General features: G+C 75.0%; 19 protein-coding genes. 11 read left to right on the top strand and 8 right to left on the bottom strand.

Annotated elements, in window-relative coordinates; all coding sequences use genetic code 11:
• Positions 1 to 61 precede the first annotated feature (61 nt).
• Positions 62 to 634, bottom strand: coding sequence for a snapalysin family zinc-dependent metalloprotease (locus tag ACIGNX_RS17620; protein WP_396541198.1), 573 nt, complete (start codon positions 632 to 634; stop codon positions 62 to 64).
• A gap of 182 nt (positions 635 to 816) precedes the next feature.
• Between ACIGNX_RS17620 and ACIGNX_RS17615 the strand changes: the two genes are divergently transcribed.
• Both ACIGNX_RS17615 and ACIGNX_RS17610 read left to right on the top strand, forming a co-directional pair.
• On the top strand, positions 817 to 1,410 hold the full coding sequence (locus ACIGNX_RS17615) for a PadR family transcriptional regulator (protein ID WP_396541196.1): 594 nt from the start codon (positions 817 to 819) through the stop codon (positions 1,408 to 1,410).
• Complete coding sequence (locus ACIGNX_RS17610; protein WP_396541194.1) at positions 1,407 to 2,582, top strand: FAD-dependent oxidoreductase; 1,176 nt, start codon at positions 1,407 to 1,409, stop codon at positions 2,580 to 2,582. Before ACIGNX_RS17615 ends, ACIGNX_RS17610 begins: the two co-directional genes overlap by 4 nt.
• 78 nt (positions 2,583 to 2,660) lie before the next feature.
• On the opposite strand, the gene ACIGNX_RS17605 is transcribed toward ACIGNX_RS17610, so the two are convergent.
• Positions 2,661 to 3,242, bottom strand: a complete 582-nt coding sequence (locus ACIGNX_RS17605; protein WP_396541192.1) for a TetR/AcrR family transcriptional regulator — start codon at positions 3,240 to 3,242, stop codon at positions 2,661 to 2,663.
• An 89-nt stretch (positions 3,243 to 3,331) separates the two neighbouring features.
• Between ACIGNX_RS17605 and ACIGNX_RS17600 the strand changes: the two genes are divergently transcribed.
• A complete protein-coding gene (locus ACIGNX_RS17600; protein ID WP_396541190.1) occupies positions 3,332 to 3,715 on the top strand; it encodes a DUF4267 domain-containing protein in 384 nt (127 codons plus the stop codon).
• On the opposite strand, the gene ACIGNX_RS17595 is transcribed toward ACIGNX_RS17600, so the two are convergent.
• Positions 3,675 to 4,550: a class I SAM-dependent methyltransferase gene (locus ACIGNX_RS17595; protein ID WP_396541188.1), complete on the bottom strand. Its 876-nt coding sequence runs from the start codon at positions 4,548 to 4,550 to the stop codon at positions 3,675 to 3,677. The two genes, ACIGNX_RS17600 and ACIGNX_RS17595, sit on opposite strands and share 41 nt — an antisense overlap.
• 192 nt (positions 4,551 to 4,742) lie before the next feature.
• On the opposite strand from ACIGNX_RS17595, the gene ACIGNX_RS17590 reads away from it, so the two are divergent.
• Together ACIGNX_RS17590 and ACIGNX_RS17585 are read left to right on the top strand one after the other, a co-directional pair.
• The gene (locus ACIGNX_RS17590) at positions 4,743 to 5,615 is read left to right on the top strand and encodes a WXG100 family type VII secretion target (protein WP_396541186.1); all 873 of its coding nucleotides are present in this window, start codon (positions 4,743 to 4,745) and stop codon (positions 5,613 to 5,615) included.
• Positions 5,615 to 7,147, top strand: a complete 1,533-nt coding sequence (locus ACIGNX_RS17585; protein ID WP_396541184.1) for a hypothetical protein — start codon at positions 5,615 to 5,617, stop codon at positions 7,145 to 7,147. Before ACIGNX_RS17590 ends, ACIGNX_RS17585 begins: the two co-directional genes overlap by 1 nt.
• A gap of 24 nt (positions 7,148 to 7,171) precedes the next feature.
• Here ACIGNX_RS17585 and ACIGNX_RS17580 read toward each other — a convergent pair whose 3' ends face one another.
• The 3 genes from ACIGNX_RS17580 to ACIGNX_RS17570 all read right to left on the bottom strand — a co-directional run bounded on the left by ACIGNX_RS17580 (position 7,172) and on the right by ACIGNX_RS17570 (position 10,802).
• On the bottom strand, positions 7,172 to 8,668 hold the full coding sequence (locus tag ACIGNX_RS17580) for a hypothetical protein (protein ID WP_396541182.1): 1,497 nt from the start codon (positions 8,666 to 8,668) through the stop codon (positions 7,172 to 7,174).
• A 96-nt stretch (positions 8,669 to 8,764) separates the two neighbouring features.
• Positions 8,765 to 9,712: an NADP-dependent oxidoreductase gene (locus ACIGNX_RS17575; protein WP_396541180.1), complete on the bottom strand. Its 948-nt coding sequence runs from the start codon at positions 9,710 to 9,712 to the stop codon at positions 8,765 to 8,767.
• A gap of 67 nt (positions 9,713 to 9,779) precedes the next feature.
• Complete coding sequence (locus ACIGNX_RS17570; protein ID WP_396541178.1) at positions 9,780 to 10,802, bottom strand: LuxR C-terminal-related transcriptional regulator; 1,023 nt, start codon at positions 10,800 to 10,802, stop codon at positions 9,780 to 9,782.
• Positions 10,803 to 10,889: 87 nt separating this feature from the next.
• Here ACIGNX_RS17570 and ACIGNX_RS17565 point away from each other — a divergent pair, with 87 nt between their 5' ends.
• The 5 genes from ACIGNX_RS17565 (at position 10,890) to ACIGNX_RS17545 (ending at position 14,703) form a co-directional block, all read left to right on the top strand.
• Positions 10,890 to 11,342, top strand: coding sequence for a cupin domain-containing protein (locus tag ACIGNX_RS17565; RefSeq protein ID WP_396541176.1), 453 nt, complete (start codon positions 10,890 to 10,892; stop codon positions 11,340 to 11,342).
• Positions 11,339 to 11,734 (top strand): DUF1304 domain-containing protein, encoded by a 396-nt coding sequence (locus ACIGNX_RS17560; RefSeq protein WP_396541174.1) that lies wholly within the window; start codon positions 11,339 to 11,341, stop codon positions 11,732 to 11,734. The genes ACIGNX_RS17565 and ACIGNX_RS17560 overlap by 4 nt, the downstream gene beginning before the upstream one ends.
• Positions 11,735 to 11,798: 64 nt before the next feature.
• Positions 11,799 to 12,806: a FecCD family ABC transporter permease gene (locus ACIGNX_RS17555; RefSeq protein WP_396541172.1), complete on the top strand. Its 1,008-nt coding sequence runs from the start codon at positions 11,799 to 11,801 to the stop codon at positions 12,804 to 12,806.
• Positions 12,803 to 13,831, top strand: coding sequence for a FecCD family ABC transporter permease (locus ACIGNX_RS17550; RefSeq protein ID WP_396541170.1), 1,029 nt, complete (start codon positions 12,803 to 12,805; stop codon positions 13,829 to 13,831). The genes ACIGNX_RS17555 and ACIGNX_RS17550 overlap by 4 nt, the downstream gene beginning before the upstream one ends.
• A complete protein-coding gene (locus ACIGNX_RS17545) occupies positions 13,828 to 14,703 on the top strand; it encodes an ABC transporter ATP-binding protein (protein ID WP_396541168.1) in 876 nt (291 codons plus the stop codon). Before ACIGNX_RS17550 ends, ACIGNX_RS17545 begins: the two co-directional genes overlap by 4 nt.
• Here the strand turns inward: ACIGNX_RS17545 and ACIGNX_RS17540 are convergent.
• Positions 14,685 to 15,581: an SDR family oxidoreductase gene (locus tag ACIGNX_RS17540; protein ID WP_396541166.1), complete on the bottom strand. Its 897-nt coding sequence runs from the start codon at positions 15,579 to 15,581 to the stop codon at positions 14,685 to 14,687. The two genes, ACIGNX_RS17545 and ACIGNX_RS17540, sit on opposite strands and share 19 nt — an antisense overlap.
• 82 nt (positions 15,582 to 15,663) lie before the next feature.
• On the opposite strand from ACIGNX_RS17540, the gene ACIGNX_RS17535 reads away from it, so the two are divergent.
• Positions 15,664 to 16,260: a TetR/AcrR family transcriptional regulator gene (locus ACIGNX_RS17535; protein ID WP_396541164.1), complete on the top strand. Its 597-nt coding sequence runs from the start codon at positions 15,664 to 15,666 to the stop codon at positions 16,258 to 16,260.
• Here the strand turns inward: ACIGNX_RS17535 and ACIGNX_RS17530 are convergent.
• On the bottom strand, positions 16,248 to 17,018 hold the full coding sequence (locus ACIGNX_RS17530) for a carbon-nitrogen hydrolase family protein (protein WP_396541162.1): 771 nt from the start codon (positions 17,016 to 17,018) through the stop codon (positions 16,248 to 16,250). The two genes, ACIGNX_RS17535 and ACIGNX_RS17530, sit on opposite strands and share 13 nt — an antisense overlap.
• Positions 17,019 to 17,054 lie beyond the last annotated feature (36 nt).

Genomic DNA, 17,054 nt, shown 5'->3' with positions numbered 1-17,054 from the left:
GGCCGCGGTGTTCCAGGAGCCCCGTGGGTGGCGACCGCCCCACGGGGCACCGTCACGCGCCTCAGTACACGTAGCACTCCGTGCTGCTGCCCGCGTAGCCCGCCGCGCGCACGTCGGCCGCGGCCAGCGTGCCGGCGAACCGGCGGTCGACCTCGGCGCGCTCGGCGGCGTTCGGCAGGTCGTTGCGGCAGGACACGGGCGCGCTGGAGCCCGACATCAGGTCGGTGCACAGGCCGGTCCGCCGGTCCGGCAGGCCGAGGATGTGCCCGATCTCGTGCGTCGAGATGCGCGGCCGGTAGTAGCCCTGCAGCACGGCCTCGCGTCCCATGTAGACGGTGCCGTTGCCGAGCGAGGTCACGTAGGCCCGCGGCCAGCCGTCGTCCGCGAGGATGCGGATGTTGACGCCCGAGGTGGAGGTGCGGCGGGCCAGCTTGACGTTGGCCACCGAGTTGTTCCAGTTCGTGGCGGCGCGGTCCCAGTCCGCCGCGAACTCCTGCGCCTGGCTCACGTCGTAGTACAGCGTGCGGGCCAGGACCTGCGGCTGCGCCGACGCGGCGGGCGCGGCCACCGCGATGAGCGGCAGCAGCATGCCCAGCGCGCCGACGAGGATCCGCGCTGCCTTTCGTACGAGCATGGTGGTCTCCTTGGGGTACAGGGAAAAGCGGGAGCCGTGTGACAGGGAGGGCTCCCGCTGCCCAAGGAACCAGCCGGCGACCTGTCGTCACCAGACCCATACGTAGGGTTGTGCGCCGCCCACCACCGTGCCTTCCGAATAGTTGACTCTGACTAGTCGGTCGTGGATAGTTAGGACTGACTATGGAGGTGGTGGTGGCGTCCCAGCGCAAGGTCGGCAACCTGCTCGGGTTGGCGGTGCTCGGTTACCTCGTCCGCGAGCCGATGCACCCCTACGAGCTGGGCCGGCTCCTGAAGGCCCACGGCGAGGACCGCAGCATCAAGTTCACCCACGGCTCGCTCTACATGGTGTTCGGCCAGCTCGCGAAGGCCGGGTTCATCGCCGAGCACGAAACGTCCCGCGAAGGGCAGCGGCCCGAGCGGACCGTCTACGCGCTCACCGACGCCGGTCGCGCGGAGCTGAAGGACTGGATGCGCGAACTGGTCGCCGAACCGGGGCACGAGTACCCGCGCTTCGTCGCGGCCCTGTCCATGATCTCCGCGCTGCACCCCGACGAGGTCGCGGCCCTGCTGCGCGACCGGCTCGACGCGCTGGCGCGCCGGGTCGGGGAGGCCGAGGCGATCGTGGCGGGCGCCGACGCGCACCCGCTGTTCCTGGTCGAGGAGGAGTACCGCATCGCGCTGCTGAACGCCGAGGTGGCGTTCGTCCGGCGCTTCCTGGAACGCATCGAGGGCTGGCGCCCGCAGTGGGCCGCCTTCCACGAGGGGGAACGATGAGGGCGATCGTGATCGGCGGTGGCATCGGCGGGCCGGTGGCCGCGATGGCGCTGCGCAAGGCCGGGTTCGAGGCGGGCGTCCACGAGCGGCACGGCCGCGTGGTCGACGGCGCCGGCGGCGCGTTGAGCATCGCGCCCAACGGGTTGCAGGCGCTGGAGGTGCTCGGCCTGGCCGACCTGGTGCGGTCGATCGGCACGCCGATGACCGCGATGGAGCTGCAGACCTGGACGGGCCGCACGCTGGGCCGGTTCGGCGGGGAGCCGCCGCAGCTGCTGGTGTGGCGCGCCGACCTGCACCGCGTGCTGCGGGAGGAGGCGGTGCGGCGCGGCATCCCCGTGGAGCACGGCCGCGAGCTGGTCGACGCGGTGGACCGCGGCACGCACGTCACCGCCCGCTTCGCCGACGCCGACGAGGTCGACGCCGACGTGCTCGTGGGCGCGGACGGCATCCGGTCGACCGTGCGGCGGATCATCGACCCGGACGCGCCGCACCCGCGGTACGCCGGGCTGCTCGGCTTCGGCGCGCGGATGGCCGACACGGGCGAGCCGTCGACCGGAGGCGCGATGCGGCTGGTCTCCGGCAAGCGCGCGTTCTTCGGCTACCAGGTCGGGGCGGACGGCTCCGGTGGCTGGTTCGCGAACCTGCCCCGCGCCACCCCGCTGACCACGGCGCAGGCGCGGGCCACGAGCCCGGAGCGGTGGCTGGCCCTGCTCGCCGAGACCTTCGCGCCCGACCGCACCCCGGCCGCCCGGATGGTCGCCGCCACGGACCCGGCCGACCTCGTGGTGACCGGCGCGCTGGAGGACGTCCCCGGCGTGCCGCGGTGGAGCCGCGGCCGGCTGGTCCTGGTCGGCGACGCCGCGCACGCCACGTCGCCGAGCTCGGGCCAGGGCGCGTCGCTGGCGTTCGAGAGCGCGGTGCAGCTGGCCCGGTGCCTGCGCGACCTTCCGCACGAGGAGGCGTTCCGCGCCTACGAGTCGCTGCGCCGCGACCGCGTCGAGCGGATCATCGCCCAGGCCGCCCGGACGAACCGCGCCAAGGCCGCCGGTCCCGTCGGCCGGGTGCTGCGCGACGCCCTGCTGCCGCTGGCGTTCAAGTTCGCCGACCCGGCGAAGTTCACCTGGCAGTTCGACCACCGGATCGAGTGGGACGAGGCCCTCGTCCACGCCTGACCCGACCCGCACGCGCGGCGGGCGGGCACGTGGTGGCGCACGTCCTGGGCGGCGGCGGGAACGACGGTGGGCCGCCGGTCATCGCCCGCGCCCGGTGAAGCGGCTCAGCAGCAGCTCCAGGCGGGCTTCGCGGTGGTCGGGGCGCAACCGCCGGCCGTGGTCGAGCGTCGCCTGCCCGTGCAGCGCGCTCCAGAGCACCTCGGTCAGCGCTTCCACGTCGTCGCCACCGGCGAACGGCTCGACGACGGCCACGAACTCGCCGAACGCGGCGAGCAGCTCGGGCGGCGACTCGGCCGTGCCGAACGACAGGTCGACCTCCCGCACGAACATGGCGTCGTAGAGCGCCGGCCGGGCGGCGGCGAAGTCGAGGTACGCCCGCGCCACGGCCTCCAGCGCCGCCGCGGGCGAGCGGTGGGCCGCGCGGGCGGCGCGCAACCGCTCGGCGAGGTCGGCGCTGCCCTGGACGGCGACCGCGCGCACGATCGCGTCCTTGCCCTTGAAGTGGCTGTAGAGCACCGGCTGGCTGTACTCGACCCGTTCGGCCAGGCGCCGGGTGGTGACCGCGTCCCACCCCTCCGCCTCGGCCAGCGCCCGGGCCGCGTCCACGATCAGCCGGTGGCGTTCGGCGCGTTCGCGCTCACGGCGCTCCTGGATGGACACGACGTGATGCTAGCAGCGCTAGACATCCGAGCGCGCTTCAAGTTAGTGTCGCTCTCGTACCTAGCGCTGCTAGCACCTGGAGTCGGGGCATGTCCCACCACCGGATCAACACGGGTCTCGCCGTGCTCGTCGTCCTCGCGGGCTTCGCGTTCGGCCTCAACTTCCTGCTCAACCCGCAGGGCGCGGCCGCGGGCTTCGGCATCGACCCGTGGCCGGAGGGCAACGGGTACTTCGTGGTCAAGGGCGTCCGCGACCTCGCCTACGGGCTGACCGCGCTGGCGCTGTTGCTGCTGCGCCAGCGGCGCGCCCTCGGCTGGGTGGTGCTCGCCGACGCGGTCATCCCGATCGGGGACTGCGTCGCGGTGCTGACCAACGGCGGCACGGTGGCCTACGCGCTGGCCGTGCACGGCTCCGCAGCCGTGCTGGTGCTCGTCACCGCCGCGTCGCTGCTGCGGGAGACCCGGAAGCGGTGAGCAGGAACGCGGGCGACCACCAGTAGTCGTGCAGCCGGGTGACCCGCACGTCGGTGAACCCGGCCCGCCCCACCTGCTCCGCCCACCGCGCCGCGGGCTGCTCCCAGGTGGCCCGGGTCGCGCCCGGCACCAGCTGGCCGGTCAGCACCGGCATCAGGAACCCCTGCGCCACCAGGTCGCGGTCCTCCCCGTACTCGACCAGCCCGCGCTCGTAGGCCTCGGCGAGGAACCGGCGGTGCTCGGGACCGCCGTGGGGCAGGTCCGGCACGTCGAACTCGACCACGGCGAGCACGCCGACGTGCCGCGCCAGGTCGGCCAGCACGGTGTCGCGCACCTCGTGCGGCAGCGCGTGCAGGGCGAAGGTCGACTGCGCCACGTCGAACACCTCGCCCTCGGGCAGCCCGGCCGCGAACGGCTCCACCCTGGTGCGCCTGGCGTCCACGTCGTGACCCGCCAACGCGCGCACCGCCGCGTCCAGCAGCGCCGCCGACGGCTCGACCAGCGTCACGGAGGCCGGGGCGTGCTCCGAGGCCAGTGCGGCCCGCAGCGCGCGGCCGTCACCGCAACCGACGTCGAGCAGGGTCGCCGGCCGCGCCGCCGTGTAGACCCGCCCGAGCGCCTCGCCGACGGCCCGGTAGAGCCCCACGTTCCCGCCGCCCCCGATGAACGCCTCGAACGCCGCCGGCTCGTCGTACACCGATCCCTCCCGGGCCGACGCCAGGTACCTCGCCAGCGCTTCCGCCAGCGGCGTGCCCCCGCCGCGCACCGCGGCCGCCGCCGCGTCGACCTCGCCGTCCGCCAACGCCCGCAACGCCTCGTCGATGTGGTTCGTCATGGCGGTGAGCCAACCACTCGCCGCTGTTCGCCCCGGTCGTCGACCCCACCCCGGCCCTCGGCGTCGCGGCGCTGGTCGCCGCTGCGCGGGAGTGGTTGCCGGTGGCCCGAGTTCGGCCGGAGTTGGCCGGACGTTGGCCCGTCGTTGGCGCGGTGCGGTCCACTGCCGTCGGGGGAGAAGGGGGATCGGCGGATGACCGACCAGTGGACCGGGGCGGGGATCTTCGAGAGCTACTCGGGCTTCGTCAAGACGATCGAGGGCGACGCGCAGAGCGAGACCGAGCGCGTCCTCGACATCACGTTCGGCGCGATCGACGTCGTGGCCTCGACCGTCGCGCTCGTCGTGGACCCGATCGGCACGCTGCTCGCGGCGGGGATCGGGTGGCTGATCGAGCACGTCAGCTTCCTGCGCGAGCCGCTGGACATGCTGATGGGGGACCGCGACGCCATCCAGGCGCACATCGACCAGGTCAAGGCGGACGCCAAGCAGATCCGCGACCAGGCCGAGCTGCACAAGGCGGCCATGGCGCAGTTCACCGGCTGGGAGGGCAAGGCGGGCGAGGCGTTCAAGCGGAGCATGGACCGGCTCGGCGGCGAGCTGGACTCGCTGGCCGAGGTCGTCGACGGCACCGCGCGCGTCACGGCGGTGACCGGCACGTTGATCATCATCCTGCGCGACATCGTGCGCGACCTGATCGCGGGACTGCTGGCCCAGCTGGTCAAGGGCGCGCTGATCGCGGCGGCGGCCGCGGTGTTCACGCTGGGTGCCTCCATCGTCGGGTTCATCGGCTACGCCGTCGGCGCGGCCACCGCCCTGGCCGTGCGCATCGGCGCGCGGATCGCCAAGCTGATCGCCGCGCTGGGCAGGCAGGCCGCGCGGCTGGGCAAGCTGGGCGGGTCGATGGGCGACCTGGGCAAGGGCTTCGACCGGTTCGCCGACGCGGGCGACGCGGGCGGCATCGTGCACGAGGGCGTCAAGGCGGGTGGCGGGTACGGCGACTTCTACGGCGACGGCGGCGGTGCGCCCCGGGCCGGCGACCAGCCCGCGCCGAAGGCGGCCGTCTGATGGCCCGCCACGGGGGGAGCGACGGTTCGTCCTCGCCACCCGGGAGCCCGGACAGCACCACCAGCACGACGAGCAACCCGTTCAGCGACCGGTACGAGGTCAGCCCGCCGCCGTCGCCGGAGAACCCGTTCTCGGACTTCTACCAGATCAGCGACAACGGCAGCGCCATGAGCCTGGACAACCTGGACTGGGCGGCGCAGAACCTGGACAACGTCGGCCACGGCCTGACCACCACGAGCCAGAACCTCGGCTCGCACCAGGCGACGCCGGCGGCCTACGGCGCGTTCGGCAGCATGATCGCCACGCCCCTGAACTCCACCATCAGCCAGGGCGCGAGCACGACGAAGGCCGCCGCGGACGCCGCCGCCAACGCCGCGCGGAAGGTGCGCGAGTCGGCCGAGACCATGCGCACCACCGACAGCGACATCACCGACAGCCTGAACGGCATCGGCCAGGACAGCGACATCTACCAGGGACCGCCCGGCGGCACCACCGGCGGCAGCGGGAGCACCGGCGGCAGCGGCAGCACCGGTGGTGCCGGCGGCAGCGGCGGCCACGGCGGCGGCCCGGACCAAAGCGGCGGTCCCGACCAAAGCGGCGGCCCGGACCAAAGCGGCGGTCCCGACCAAGGTGGCGGCGCCGACAGCGGTGGTCAGGGCGATGGCGGTCGTGACGGCGGCGATCAGGGTGACGGTGGTCGTGACGGCGGCGATCAGGGCGGCGACACCCACGGCAGCAGCCTGCCGCCGCCCCCGGCCGTCACGCCGATGCCCAACCCCGACACCAGGCCCCTCGGCGACCGCATGGGCGACATCCGCGACCAGCTCGGCCTCCGCAACGACGTCGGCGGCGTCGTCATCCCGACCGACCCGAGGGCCAACAACGGCCGGCCGTTCACCCTCGACACCCCGGTCGCGGACCTGCCGCCCGGCAACCGCCACGGCCTCACCCCGGAGCAGCAGCGGATGACCATCGGCGAGCTGATGGGCATCCCGCCGGACGTCCTGGCCTCCGACCCGGAGTTCGCGAGCAGCCCCGCCTCGGACATGCTCGACATGCAGGGCGGTGGCGGCTACAACGTCGACAGCAACCTGCTCATGCTGGACGACCGGCACAACGACAACCCCACGCTGCTGCACGAGGTCGGCCACGCCCGGCAGAACGAGCACGGCTTCAACGACCACAACTCGCAGCGCACCCTGCTGGAGTACCAGAACGTCCTGGTCAACGAGAACGCCCACCACGGCGCGAACGGCGCCCCGCCGCGGCTGGACTACCAGCTGCAACCCGGCACCGCCGCGCCGACGGACTGGAACGGGCTGCGCGACTACGTGGCGGGCGGCAGCACCGTCACCGTCGGCGGCCAGCAGCTCAGGATGGACCCGGCCCTGCGCGACCAGAGCGTGAACCTGCTCGACCAGATCGAGCGGCTGACCGGTCCCGGCGGCCCGTACGCGGCCAACGGCGCGCAGGTCCGCGACAACCTCATCAAGGAGTTCTTCGCCAAGGAGCGGGAATCCCAGGGCAGGTAGCCGCGGACCCCGGCCCCCGCACCGCTACCGGCGGTCGGGGGCCGGGCTGCGCATGACGATCAGGTCGCCGTGCCCGCCGTACCCCAGCACGGGCTCGGCGTACTGCGTGCCGTCGAACGTGACCAGCCACCAGTCGCGGTTGCCCGGCAGCAGCACGGGGTGCGGGATGTTCGTGCCGTAGGGCGCGTCGAGCGTGCCGAGCCTGCGCATCGCCAGGTCGTACACGGGGTACTGCCGGGCGTCGCCGTCGCTGGCGAAGACGTACCACTGCCGGCCGACCTTCTGGATGATCGTGCCCTCGGTCTGGTCCACGGAGGTGTCCGCGCCGACCAGCCGGGTGCGCGTGTAGTCCTCGCCGCGCGCCGCCACGGCGAGCGCCGGGTGGAACACGAACGCGGGCTGCTGGGCCTCGCTCTCGACGAACGCCAGGTGCCACCGGTCGTCGATGCGGGTCAGCGCCGGGTCCCACGAGCTGACGGCGGTCGGCAGCGGCAGCCGCTCGGTGCGCAGCACGTGCACGCCCCGCAGCACGTTCGCGGTCGTGGTGGTGTGGCGGATGTGGACGCCCTGGAACGCGAAGTCGCCCCACGAGCTCATCAGCAGGATGAACCGGCCGGTGCGGTCGTCGTAGACGACCTGGCCGGCGTGGTCGCCCAGCACGACGCCGTCGCGCTCGAAGAACAGGACCGCGACCTGCTCCAGCTTCGACGGGTCGGCCAGGTCGATCGTCCACACCGCCCAGTGGGCCTGCTGGAAGAAGCCGAGGCCCGCGTTGGTCATGGTCAGGTACAGCTTGCCGTCCCGGGCGTAGGGCCTGCCGTCGGCGTGCTGCACGAAGTGCGGGTCGCGGACGCCCGCCTGGCCGAAGTAGCCCGCGCGGACCCGGCCGAGCCGCACGTCGCCGCGCCCGCCGTAGGCGTAGTCGAGGCCGCCCAGCACCGCGGGCACCCGCAGGTCGACGAGCGCGCGCACGCCGTCCCGCTCGGTCAGCACCGGCTGCCAGCCCGTGCCCGTGCCGGTGGTGTCGACCAGCACCGTGACCGCGTTCTCGTTGACCACCACGGCGAACCGGAACGCGCCGGTCACGCGCACGTCGGCGGACTTCACCACGGTGGTCGCGCCGCCGGTCGTGACCTCGATCGCGGCCCTGCCCGCGGCCACGTCGAGCGTGCCCAGCACGGAGGTCCCGTCACCGGCCAGGCCCGCGACCACCACGCCCTCGGCGCGCTGCACCTCCACCAGCACCGACCCGAAGGGGGCGCGGGGCCGCACGCCGGTGCGGATCACCGTGCCGGGGGCGGCCGGGGGCGGGGTGAGGGCGCTGTCGTACTGCACGAAGCGCGGCGCGACCAGGTCGAACGGGCGGTGCTTGTGCGTCACCGCGAAGTGCAGGTCGAACGGAGTCGCGGACGGTTGACCCATCGCGGGCACGTTACCGAACAACGCCGACAGCGCCCCGACCGCACCCGCCGCGCCCGCGTGGCGCAACACCGCGCGTCGATTCACGTCCCGTGCCGCCATCGGACCTCCTCGGACTCCTGCCGGTACCTGTTAACCCCGTGTTACAGGTAGGCGTGAGGAAGTGTCCAGAGGCAGTTCTCCGGCGGGGTGGCCCGCTCACACCACCAGCACGAGCTTCCCGGGCCCGTGGCCGCCGGCGAGCGCCCGGTGCGCCTCGGCCGCGTCGACCAGCGGGAACGTGCCGGCGACGGTGATCACCAGCTCGCCCTTCGCGGCCAGGTCCGCGACCTCGGCCAGCCGTTCGGGAGACCGCTGCGGCGGACCGCCGGTGAACACCACCCCCAGCTCGGCGGCGGCGTCGTCGGCGATCGTGACGATCCGGTCCGTGCCGCCGCGCAGCTCGATCGACGCCGGCAGCGCGCCCTTGCCCGCCACGTCGAACACGGCGTCGACCCCGTCGGGCGCGAGCGCGCGCACCCGGTCCACCAGGCCCTCGCCGTACGTCGTGGGCGTCGCGCCGAGCGCGGCGACGTGCTCCTGGTTGCCGGGGCCCGCGGTGCCGATCACCCGCAGCCCCGCCCGCACGCCCAGCTGCACGGCGATCGAGCCGACCCCGCCCGCCGCGCCGTGCACGAGCAGCGTCTCGCCCGGCCGCACGCCGAGCAGCCCGAACACCCGGTCGGTCGTCTCGACGGCCACCGGCAGCGCCGCGGCGCGCTCCCACGGCAGCCCGCCGGGCTTGCGCGCGACCGTCGTGGCGACCGCCCGCTCGGCGTACGAGCCGCTGTCGGCCCAGCCGAACACCTCGTCGCCGACCGACGTGCCGGTGACGCCCGGGCCGACCTCCTCGACCACGCCCGCGACCTCCGAGCCGAGGACCGCGGGCAGCGGCGTGGTGAACGCGGCCTCCATCGCGCCCGAGCGGACCTTCGCGTCGAACGGGTTCACGCCCGCGGCGCGCACCCGCAGCAGCACCTGGCCGGGACCGGGCTCGGGCCGGTCCACCTCGCCCACGCGCAGCTCCTCGGGACCGCCGAAACGGCTCAGCACCACGGCTCGCACGACAGCGCCCCCTCGGTGGACCGGCGGATGACCAGCCCCCATTGCACCCCACGAACGCGCACCGCGGCCGGCCCGGACCGCGATGTCACCGGTTCGGGCGGACCGCCGATCACGGCCCTTCGAGCCGCAACCGGGCCACCAGCTCGCCCCGGCTGCGCACGTCGACCTTGCCGAACACCGACTTCAGGTGGTCCTGCACGGTGTGCGCGGAGATGCGCAGCCGGGCCGCGATGTCCGAAGTGGACCGCCCGGCGATCACCTCGCGGCACACCTCGCGCTCCCGCGCGGTGAGGCCGTAGGCGGCGGACAGCAGGCCGAGCAGCTCGCTGCCGGACGCGCGTTCGACGGTCACCACCGTCTCGCGGTCGTCCTCCGCGATCAACCGGGAGGCCCGCAGCATCACCCACCCGCCGGACGCGTCCCGCACCCGCGCCCGGAACGTGCCCGAGGCGGCGGCCCGCGCGCCGGTGACCACGGCCCGCAGCATCACCGCGAACCGGCCGGGCGCGATCGCGTCCAGCTCCTCCCGCCACGCGCGGGCGGCGGTCGTGGCCGCGCGCGGCGCCCCTTCCGGCCCCACGACCACGATCGCCGGCTCACCGCCGGTCCGGTGGGCGCCGCACCGCACCGCGACCCGCGTCGCCGAGGCCGGCGCGGGCGCGACCGAGGCGACGAACTCGACCTCCCGGTCGGTGAACTCGCCGCGCCGCACCAGGCCGGCCGCGCCCGGCACGTGCCGTCCGCCCGGAACACCGCGCGCGGCTCGTGGCCCAGCCCCAGCGGCCGCCACACCTCGTTCACCCGGCGGCTGCGGGCGGTGTCGCGGCGCGTCCGACAGCCGGGCCACCACGCCCGGGCGGCGGGCCGGCTCGGCGAACGAGTGCGGTTCCGCGCCGCCGTACTCGCAGGTCGCCGGCACCGGCTCGTACTCGGCCGGGATGCGGTTCGCGCCGCTGGTCGTCGTGCTGATCACGGCGGTGTCCGGGTCGAGGGAGGCCCAGCAGGTCGGCTCGGTGGGCACCACCCGCTCGACCACCTCGATGGCGGCCCGGCGCAGCTCGGCGACCCCGAGCCCCGCGGTCGCGAGCGCGGCGACCTCCCGCCGCGCGCCGATCGCCCGGCCTTCCCACACGTCCGGAGTGTGCGCCGCCGCCGACCGGGCCTCTACCCCACATTTCCGGGATGGAGACCACCCGCCGGCCGCTCCTGGCGTCGGGTCGTGAAGACGCACCTGAGCACCGCGGGCGAGGGCTTCGAGCTGAACTCGCCGGACGCGAGGATCACCATCAAGGTGGACGCCGCCCACACCGACGGCGCCTACGAGCTGTTCGAGGTGGACGCGCCGCGCGGCCCGGCCGTGCCGCCCCGCGGCACGCCCTGGCCCAAGGCGTACCACGTGCTGCACGGCCGGATGGCGGTGCCGGTCGACGGCGAGGTCCACGACGTGGGGCCGGGCGCCTGCGTCGCCATCCCGCCGGGCGCGCCGCACACCTTCACCGTGCACTCGCCGTCGGTGCAGTTCCCGGCGATCAGCCTGACCGACGCGATGGGCCGGTTCTTCCGCGACGTCGACCGGGCCGTGCCCGCCGGCACGCCGCCGGAGGAGGCGGCGCCGCTGCTGCGCGACGTCGTGGGCCGGCACGGGATCACGATGGGGGAGTGGGAGCCGTGAACGCCCTCGCCCAGGCGGCCGCCGGGGTCGCCGCCCTGGTGCACCTGACGGCGTTCGCGTGGGAGACCGTGCTGTTTCGGCGGCCGGGTGTGCACCGGGGCGTGTTCAAGGTGCCCGCGCGGGACGTCGACGCGGTCCGGCTGTGGTGGTTCGACGTCGGCCTCTACAACCTGTTCCTGGCCTGCGGCACGGTGATCGGGCTGGTCGCGGGGGACGCGCCGGTCGGCCGCGCCCTGGTGTTCTCCACGTGCGGGTTCATGGTGGCGGCCGGCGTCGGCCTCGGCGTGTCGGACCGGCTCGCGATGAGCAGGCCCAGGGGCAGCGGCGTGGGCGGCGCGCTCGCCCGGGTCGTCCCGGCCCTGGTCGCGGTCGTCGCCCTGGCGCTCGCCTGAGGGCGGGTGGCCGGACGATCGACTCCCGGTGTGGATCGGTTAGCCTTACCTAAACTTCCGGGAGGTGCGGGTGTCGCGCGACGCGGTGCGAGGGGTCGGCCTGCTGGTGTCGATCGCCGTGCTGGGCCTGATCGTGCTGCTCAGCCTGTGGATCGGCACCAAGAGCATCCCGTTCGGCGACACCTTCTCCCTGCTCCTCGCCGACGACGGCACGGGTGACGCGGCCATCGTGCGCGACGTCCGCGTGCCCCGGGCCGTCCTCGGCCTGCTGGTCGGCGCGGCCCTGGGGCTGGCCGGCGCGGTGATGCAGGGGCTGACCCGCAACCCGCTCGCCGACCCCGGCCTGCTCGGCGTGAACATGGGCGCGGCGGCGGCGATCGTGTCCGCCATCGCGTTCTTCGGCATCACCAGCCCCACCGGGTACGTGTGGTTCGCGCTGGCCGGCGCGGCGGGCACGGCCACCGCCGTGTACGTCCTGGGCGCGGCGGGCCGCGGCGCGGCCACCCCGGACCGGCTGGTGCTCGGCGGCGCGGCCCTGACCGCCGTGCTGCACGCCTACGTCTCGGCGATCCTGCTGCTGTTCACCCACACGTTCGACGCGTTCCGCTTCTGGAACGTCGGCTCGCTGGCCGGCCGCGACTTCGAGCTGATCGGCCAGGTCTCGCCGTTCGTGCTGCCCGGCATCCTCATCGCGTTCCTGCTCGCGCGGAACCTCAACGCGCTGGCGCTGGGCGACCACACCGGCCGGGCGCTGGGCGCGAACGTCACCCGCACCCGCGCGTTCGGCGTCCTGTCCGTCACGCTCATGGCGGGCGCGGCGACGGCCGCCGCCGGGCCGATCGCGTTCGTCGGCCTCACCGTGCCGCACGTGGCCCGCATGATCGGCGGCAGCGACCAGCGCTGGGTGCTGGCCTACTCCGCGGTGCTCTCGCCGGTGCTGCTGCTCGGCTCGGACGTCGTGGGCCGGGTGGTCGTCGCGCCGCAGGAGATGGAGGTCGGCATCATCACCGCGTTCCTGGGCGCGCCGGTGTTCATCGCGCTGTGCCGCCGGCGGAAGCTGGCCGCGCTGTGAGGACCGTGCGCACCCCCGCCTTCTCGCTGCGGGTCAGCGAGCGCGCCGTGGCCGTGAGCGCGGCCCTCGCCGTGCTGACGGTGGTCGCCGCCGTGGCCACCGTGGTCACCGGCGACTTCCCGCTGGGCGTGGGCGAGGTGCTGGCCACGTTCGCCGGGCAGGGCGACGGCTACGCCGACTTCGTGGTCTTCACGCTGCGCCTGCCGCGCCTGGTCACGGGCCTGCTGGTCGGCGCGGCGCTCGCGCTCAGCGGCGCGATCCTGCAGAGCCTGTCGCGCAACCCGCTGGCCAGCCCCGACATCATCGGCTTCACCCAGGGCGCGGCCACCGGCGCCATCGCGGTGCTCGTGCTGGCGCAGGGCAGCATGGCCGCGACCGCGCTCGGCGCGACGGTGGCCGGGCTGCTCACGTCCGCCGCCGTCTACCTGCTCGCGCTCAAGCAGGGCGTGCAGGGGTTCCGGCTGGTGCTGGTCGGCATCGGCGTGAGCGCCATGATGCTCGCGGCCAACTCCTACCTGATCACGCGGGCCACCCTGGAGAGCGCCCTGGCCGCGCAGACGTGGCTGGTCGGCGGCCTGAACAACCGGGGCTGGGACGAGGCGCGGGTGGTCGCCGCCGTGCTCGCCGTGCTGCTGCCGTGCGCGCTGGGCCTCGGCCGGCGGCTGGCGCTGCTGGAGATGGGCGACAGCGCCGCCACCGGCCTGGGCGTGAACGCCGAGCGCACCCGGCTCGCCCTGCTCGCGGTGAGCGTCGGCCTGGCCGCCGTCGCCACGGCCGCCGCCGGGCCGATCAGCTTCGTGGCGCTGGCCGCCCCGCAGGTCGCCCGGCGGCTCACCGGCGCGTCCGGGCCTGGCCTGGTCGCGTCCGCGCTCACCGGCGGCCTGCTGCTGGTCGTCGGCGACTTCGCGGTGCAGCGGCTGTTCCCGACGACCCAGCTGCCGGTCGGCATCGCCACCGGCGCGATCGGCGGGCTCTACCTGGTGTGGTTGCTGGCGCACGAGTGGCGGAAGGGGAGCAGGGCATGACGAGGCTGCGCGGCGCGGACCTGACGCTGTCCTACGACGAGCGCGTCGTCGTGTCCGGGTTGGACGTCGAGATCCCGGACGGCTCGTTCACCGTCATCGTCGGCCCCAACGCGTGCGGCAAGTCCACGCTGCTCAAGGCGTTGGCGCGGATGCTGAAGCCGCGGGCGGGCGCGGTGTACCTCGACGGCGAGGTGATCTCGGCCTACCGCTCCAAGGAGGTCGCCCGCCGGCTCGGCCTGCTGCCGCAGTCGTCCATCGCGCCCGGCGGCATCACGGTCGGCGAACTGGTCGCGCGCGGCCGCTACCCGCACCAGCGGTTGCTGCGGCAGTGGTCGGTCGAGGACGAGGAGGCGACCGGGGAGGCGATGCGGCTGACCGGCGTGCACGACCTGGCCGACCGGCTGGTGGACGAGCTGTCCGGCGGCCAGCGGCAGCGGGTGTGGCTGGCCATGGTGCTGGCGCAGCGCACGTCGATCCTGCTGCTGGACGAGCCGACCACGTTCCTCGACGTCGCGCACCAGGTCGAGGTGCTCGACCTGTGCGCCGACCTGCACGAGGACGGCAACCACACGCTGGTCGCCGTCCTGCACGACCTGAACCAGGCGTGCCGCTACGCGACGCACCTCATCGCGATGAAGCCGGGCGTCGGCGTGGTGGCGCAGGGCCGGCCGGCCGACATCGTGACGGCCGAGCTGGTCGGCGACGTGTTCGGCCTGCCGTGCCGGGTGATCGCCGACCCGGAGACCGGCACGCCGCTGATCGTGCCGCTGCGCCGGCAGCGGGTGGCGTCCCCGGCCGGACGAGCCGCCCCGGACGGCTCGTCCGGCGACGCCGGCCGGCCCGCCCCGGCGGGTCAGGCCGGCAGGGGGTAGGCCCCGGCGGCGATGTCGTCCAGCAGGGTCGGGCCCGTCGGCGTCCAGCCCAGCAGCTCCCGGGTGTGGGTGCTGGAGGCGGGCAGGTCCATCCCGAAGAACGCCCCGATCCAGCCGAAGTGCCGTTCGGCGTCCGCCGGGTCGATCGACGCGGTCGGCAGGCCGAGGTGCTCGGCCAGGGCCGCGGCGATGGCGCGGGTCGGGACCCCCTCCTCGGCGGCCAGGTGCACGCGCGAGCCGGCCGGTGCCCGCTCCAACGCCAGCCGGACCAGGCGGGCGACGTCCGAGCGGTGCACGGCCGACCAGCGGTTCGCGCCCTCGCCGAGGTAGCCCGCGACGCCGTGCCGCGCGGCCACGTCGACCAGGGCCGAGACGAAGCCGCGGTCGCCCGCGCCGTGCACGATCGGGAAGCGCAGCGCCACCGGCCGGACCCCGCGGTCGGCGTAGCCCAGGGCCAGGTTCTCGCTGCCGCCGCGGGGTGAGTCGGCGCCGTGGTGCGGTGACGGGTCGTCCTCGGTCAGCGGTCGCCCGGCCGCGCCCGACGCCATGCCCGAGGCCAGCAGGAACGGTCGCCCGCTGCCCTCGACGGCCTCCAGCATCCGCTCGACGGCGGCGCGCTCCAGGCGGCCCGCGCCGGCGTAGTCGGAGAAGTCGTGGTTGAACGCCAGGTGGACGACCCCGTCGGCGGTCGCGGCACCCTTGGCCAGGCTGTCGGGGTCTCCGAGGTCGCCGCGGTGGGCGACCGCGCCCTTGGCCTCCAGGGCGGCGGCGGCCCCGTCGGAGCGGGCGAGGCCGATCACCTCGTGGTCGTGGGCCAGCAGTTCGTCGGTGACGGCCGACCCGATCCAGCCGGAGGCACCGGTGACGAAGACGCGCATGTTCCCTCGCTCAAAGGTATGTCAGTGACTGACATCGACGCTAGCACGCCATGTCAGTCACTGTCATCACTATGCTCGTGCCATGAGTCGCTGGCAGCCGGACGCCCGCGGGCGGATGGTCCGCGCCGCGATGGACCTGTTCACCGAGCGCGGGTTCGAGCAGACCACGGCGGGCGACATCGCCGAGCGCGCCGGCGTGACGGAGCGGACCTTCTTCCGCCACTTCACCGACAAGCGGGAAGTGCTCTTCAGCGGCTCCGAGGCGGTGGGGCGGACGGTGGCCGAGGCGATCCGCTCCGCACCGGCCGACCTGCCGCCGGTCGACGTCGCGCTGACCGGCGTCGTCGCCGTGGCGCGCGTGCTGGAGGACGACCACGGGCACTCCGCCCGCCGTGCCCGGATCGTCGAGGCGAACCCGGCCCTGCGGGAACGGGAGCTGCTCAAGCTCGCCTCACTGGTCGAGACGGCCACCGGGGCGCTGCGGGCGCGGGGCGTCGACCCGCTGACCGCCGACCTGGCGGCCCACAGCGCCGTCACCGCCTTCCAGGTCGGGTTCGCCCGCTGGGTCGCCGAGGCCGACCCGCCCGCCCTCGGCACGCGCATCGCCGAGACGGCGGCGGCGCTGCGCGCCCTCTGGCCCGCGGCCGAGTCCGCGGCGCCGGGACGTCAGCCCCGGTAGCCGGCCGCCGCGTCGGTCGACCGCAACGAGTCCAACTCGGCCCGCTCCAGCCGTGCCGTCACGACCCGCGACGCCGGACCGGCGTCGGCCAGTCGTCGCCCGTCCGGGTGCCACACCCCGCTGCGCCCGCACGAGCGCCACCCCGGGCCCGCGCCCGCCAGGTTCGCCACCAGCGCGTACACCCGGTGGTCCAGGGCGCGGGCCGCCGGGTGCAGGTCCAGCCGCCGCTCCTGCCCCTCGGTGTAGAGCGCCGACACGGCGTAGACGTCCGCGCCCCGCCGGGCCGCCCCCGCGGCGTGCTCGGGGACGGCCGCGTCGCAGCAGACGGCCAGGGCGACCCGCCACCCCCGCACGTCCACCGCCGGCGCGTGCCCGCCCGGCTCGAACAGCTCCCGCTCCGCCCGGCTCAGGTACTGCTTGCCGACGACCTCGACCCCGCCGTCCGGGCACAGCGCCACCGAGGCCAGCAACCGCCCGCCGTCCGGCCCGAGCCAGGCCGCGCCGACCACCGCCGTGACGCCGTGCGCCCGGCTCGCCTCGCGCACCACGTCCAGCCGCGGGTCGTCCGGGCCCACCCAGCACGCCGGCCCGGTGAGGCGGTCGAGGTCGTAGCCGGTCAGCGAGAGCAGGGGGAACAGCAGCAGGTCCGCCGCGGCGGCCTCGGCCACCACCGCGGCCGCGCGGCGCGCGTTCCCCGCGACGTCGCCCGGCACGGGCGCGTGCTGCGCGACGGCGACCACCAACTCGTCGGAGTCCACGCGGGCGATCATGTCACGCGCCCGGGCACGGCGAGG

Origin of the sequence: Actinosynnema sp. NPDC053489 (assembly GCF_044544865.1) — a bacterium.
Lineage (GTDB): Bacteria > Actinomycetota > Actinomycetes > Mycobacteriales > Pseudonocardiaceae > Actinosynnema.
Note: the sequence above shows the minus strand (reverse complement) of the source record. Positions and strands in the feature narration are given on the sequence as shown.

What these genes read in the sequence shown, in the direction of transcription:
- ACIGNX_RS17580 (WP_396541182.1), bottom strand. Translation starts at nt 8,668, where the DNA reads ATGGCGGCACGGGACGTGAATCGACGCGCGGTGTTGCGCCACGCGGGC.
- ACIGNX_RS17585 (WP_396541184.1), top strand. Translation starts at nt 5,615, where the DNA reads ATGGCCCGCCACGGGGGGAGCGACGGTTCGTCCTCGCCACCCGGGAGC.
- ACIGNX_RS17620 (WP_396541198.1), bottom strand. Translation starts at nt 634, where the DNA reads ATGCTCGTACGAAAGGCAGCGCGGATCCTCGTCGGCGCGCTGGGCATG.
- ACIGNX_RS17545 (WP_396541168.1), top strand. Translation starts at nt 13,828, where the DNA reads ATGACGAGGCTGCGCGGCGCGGACCTGACGCTGTCCTACGACGAGCGC.
- ACIGNX_RS17600 (WP_396541190.1), top strand. Translation starts at nt 3,332, where the DNA reads ATGTCCCACCACCGGATCAACACGGGTCTCGCCGTGCTCGTCGTCCTC.
- ACIGNX_RS17535 (WP_396541164.1), top strand. Translation starts at nt 15,664, where the DNA reads ATGAGTCGCTGGCAGCCGGACGCCCGCGGGCGGATGGTCCGCGCCGCG.
- ACIGNX_RS17595 (WP_396541188.1), bottom strand. Translation starts at nt 4,550, where the DNA reads ATGACGAACCACATCGACGAGGCGTTGCGGGCGTTGGCGGACGGCGAG.
- ACIGNX_RS17610 (WP_396541194.1), top strand. Translation starts at nt 1,407, where the DNA reads ATGAGGGCGATCGTGATCGGCGGTGGCATCGGCGGGCCGGTGGCCGCG.
- ACIGNX_RS17540 (WP_396541166.1), bottom strand. Translation starts at nt 15,581, where the DNA reads ATGCGCGTCTTCGTCACCGGTGCCTCCGGCTGGATCGGGTCGGCCGTC.
- ACIGNX_RS17575 (WP_396541180.1), bottom strand. Translation starts at nt 9,712, where the DNA reads ATGGGGGCTGGTCATCCGCCGGTCCACCGAGGGGGCGCTGTCGTGCGA.
- ACIGNX_RS17590 (WP_396541186.1), top strand. Translation starts at nt 4,743, where the DNA reads ATGACCGACCAGTGGACCGGGGCGGGGATCTTCGAGAGCTACTCGGGC.
- ACIGNX_RS17615 (WP_396541196.1), top strand. Translation starts at nt 817, where the DNA reads ATGGAGGTGGTGGTGGCGTCCCAGCGCAAGGTCGGCAACCTGCTCGGG.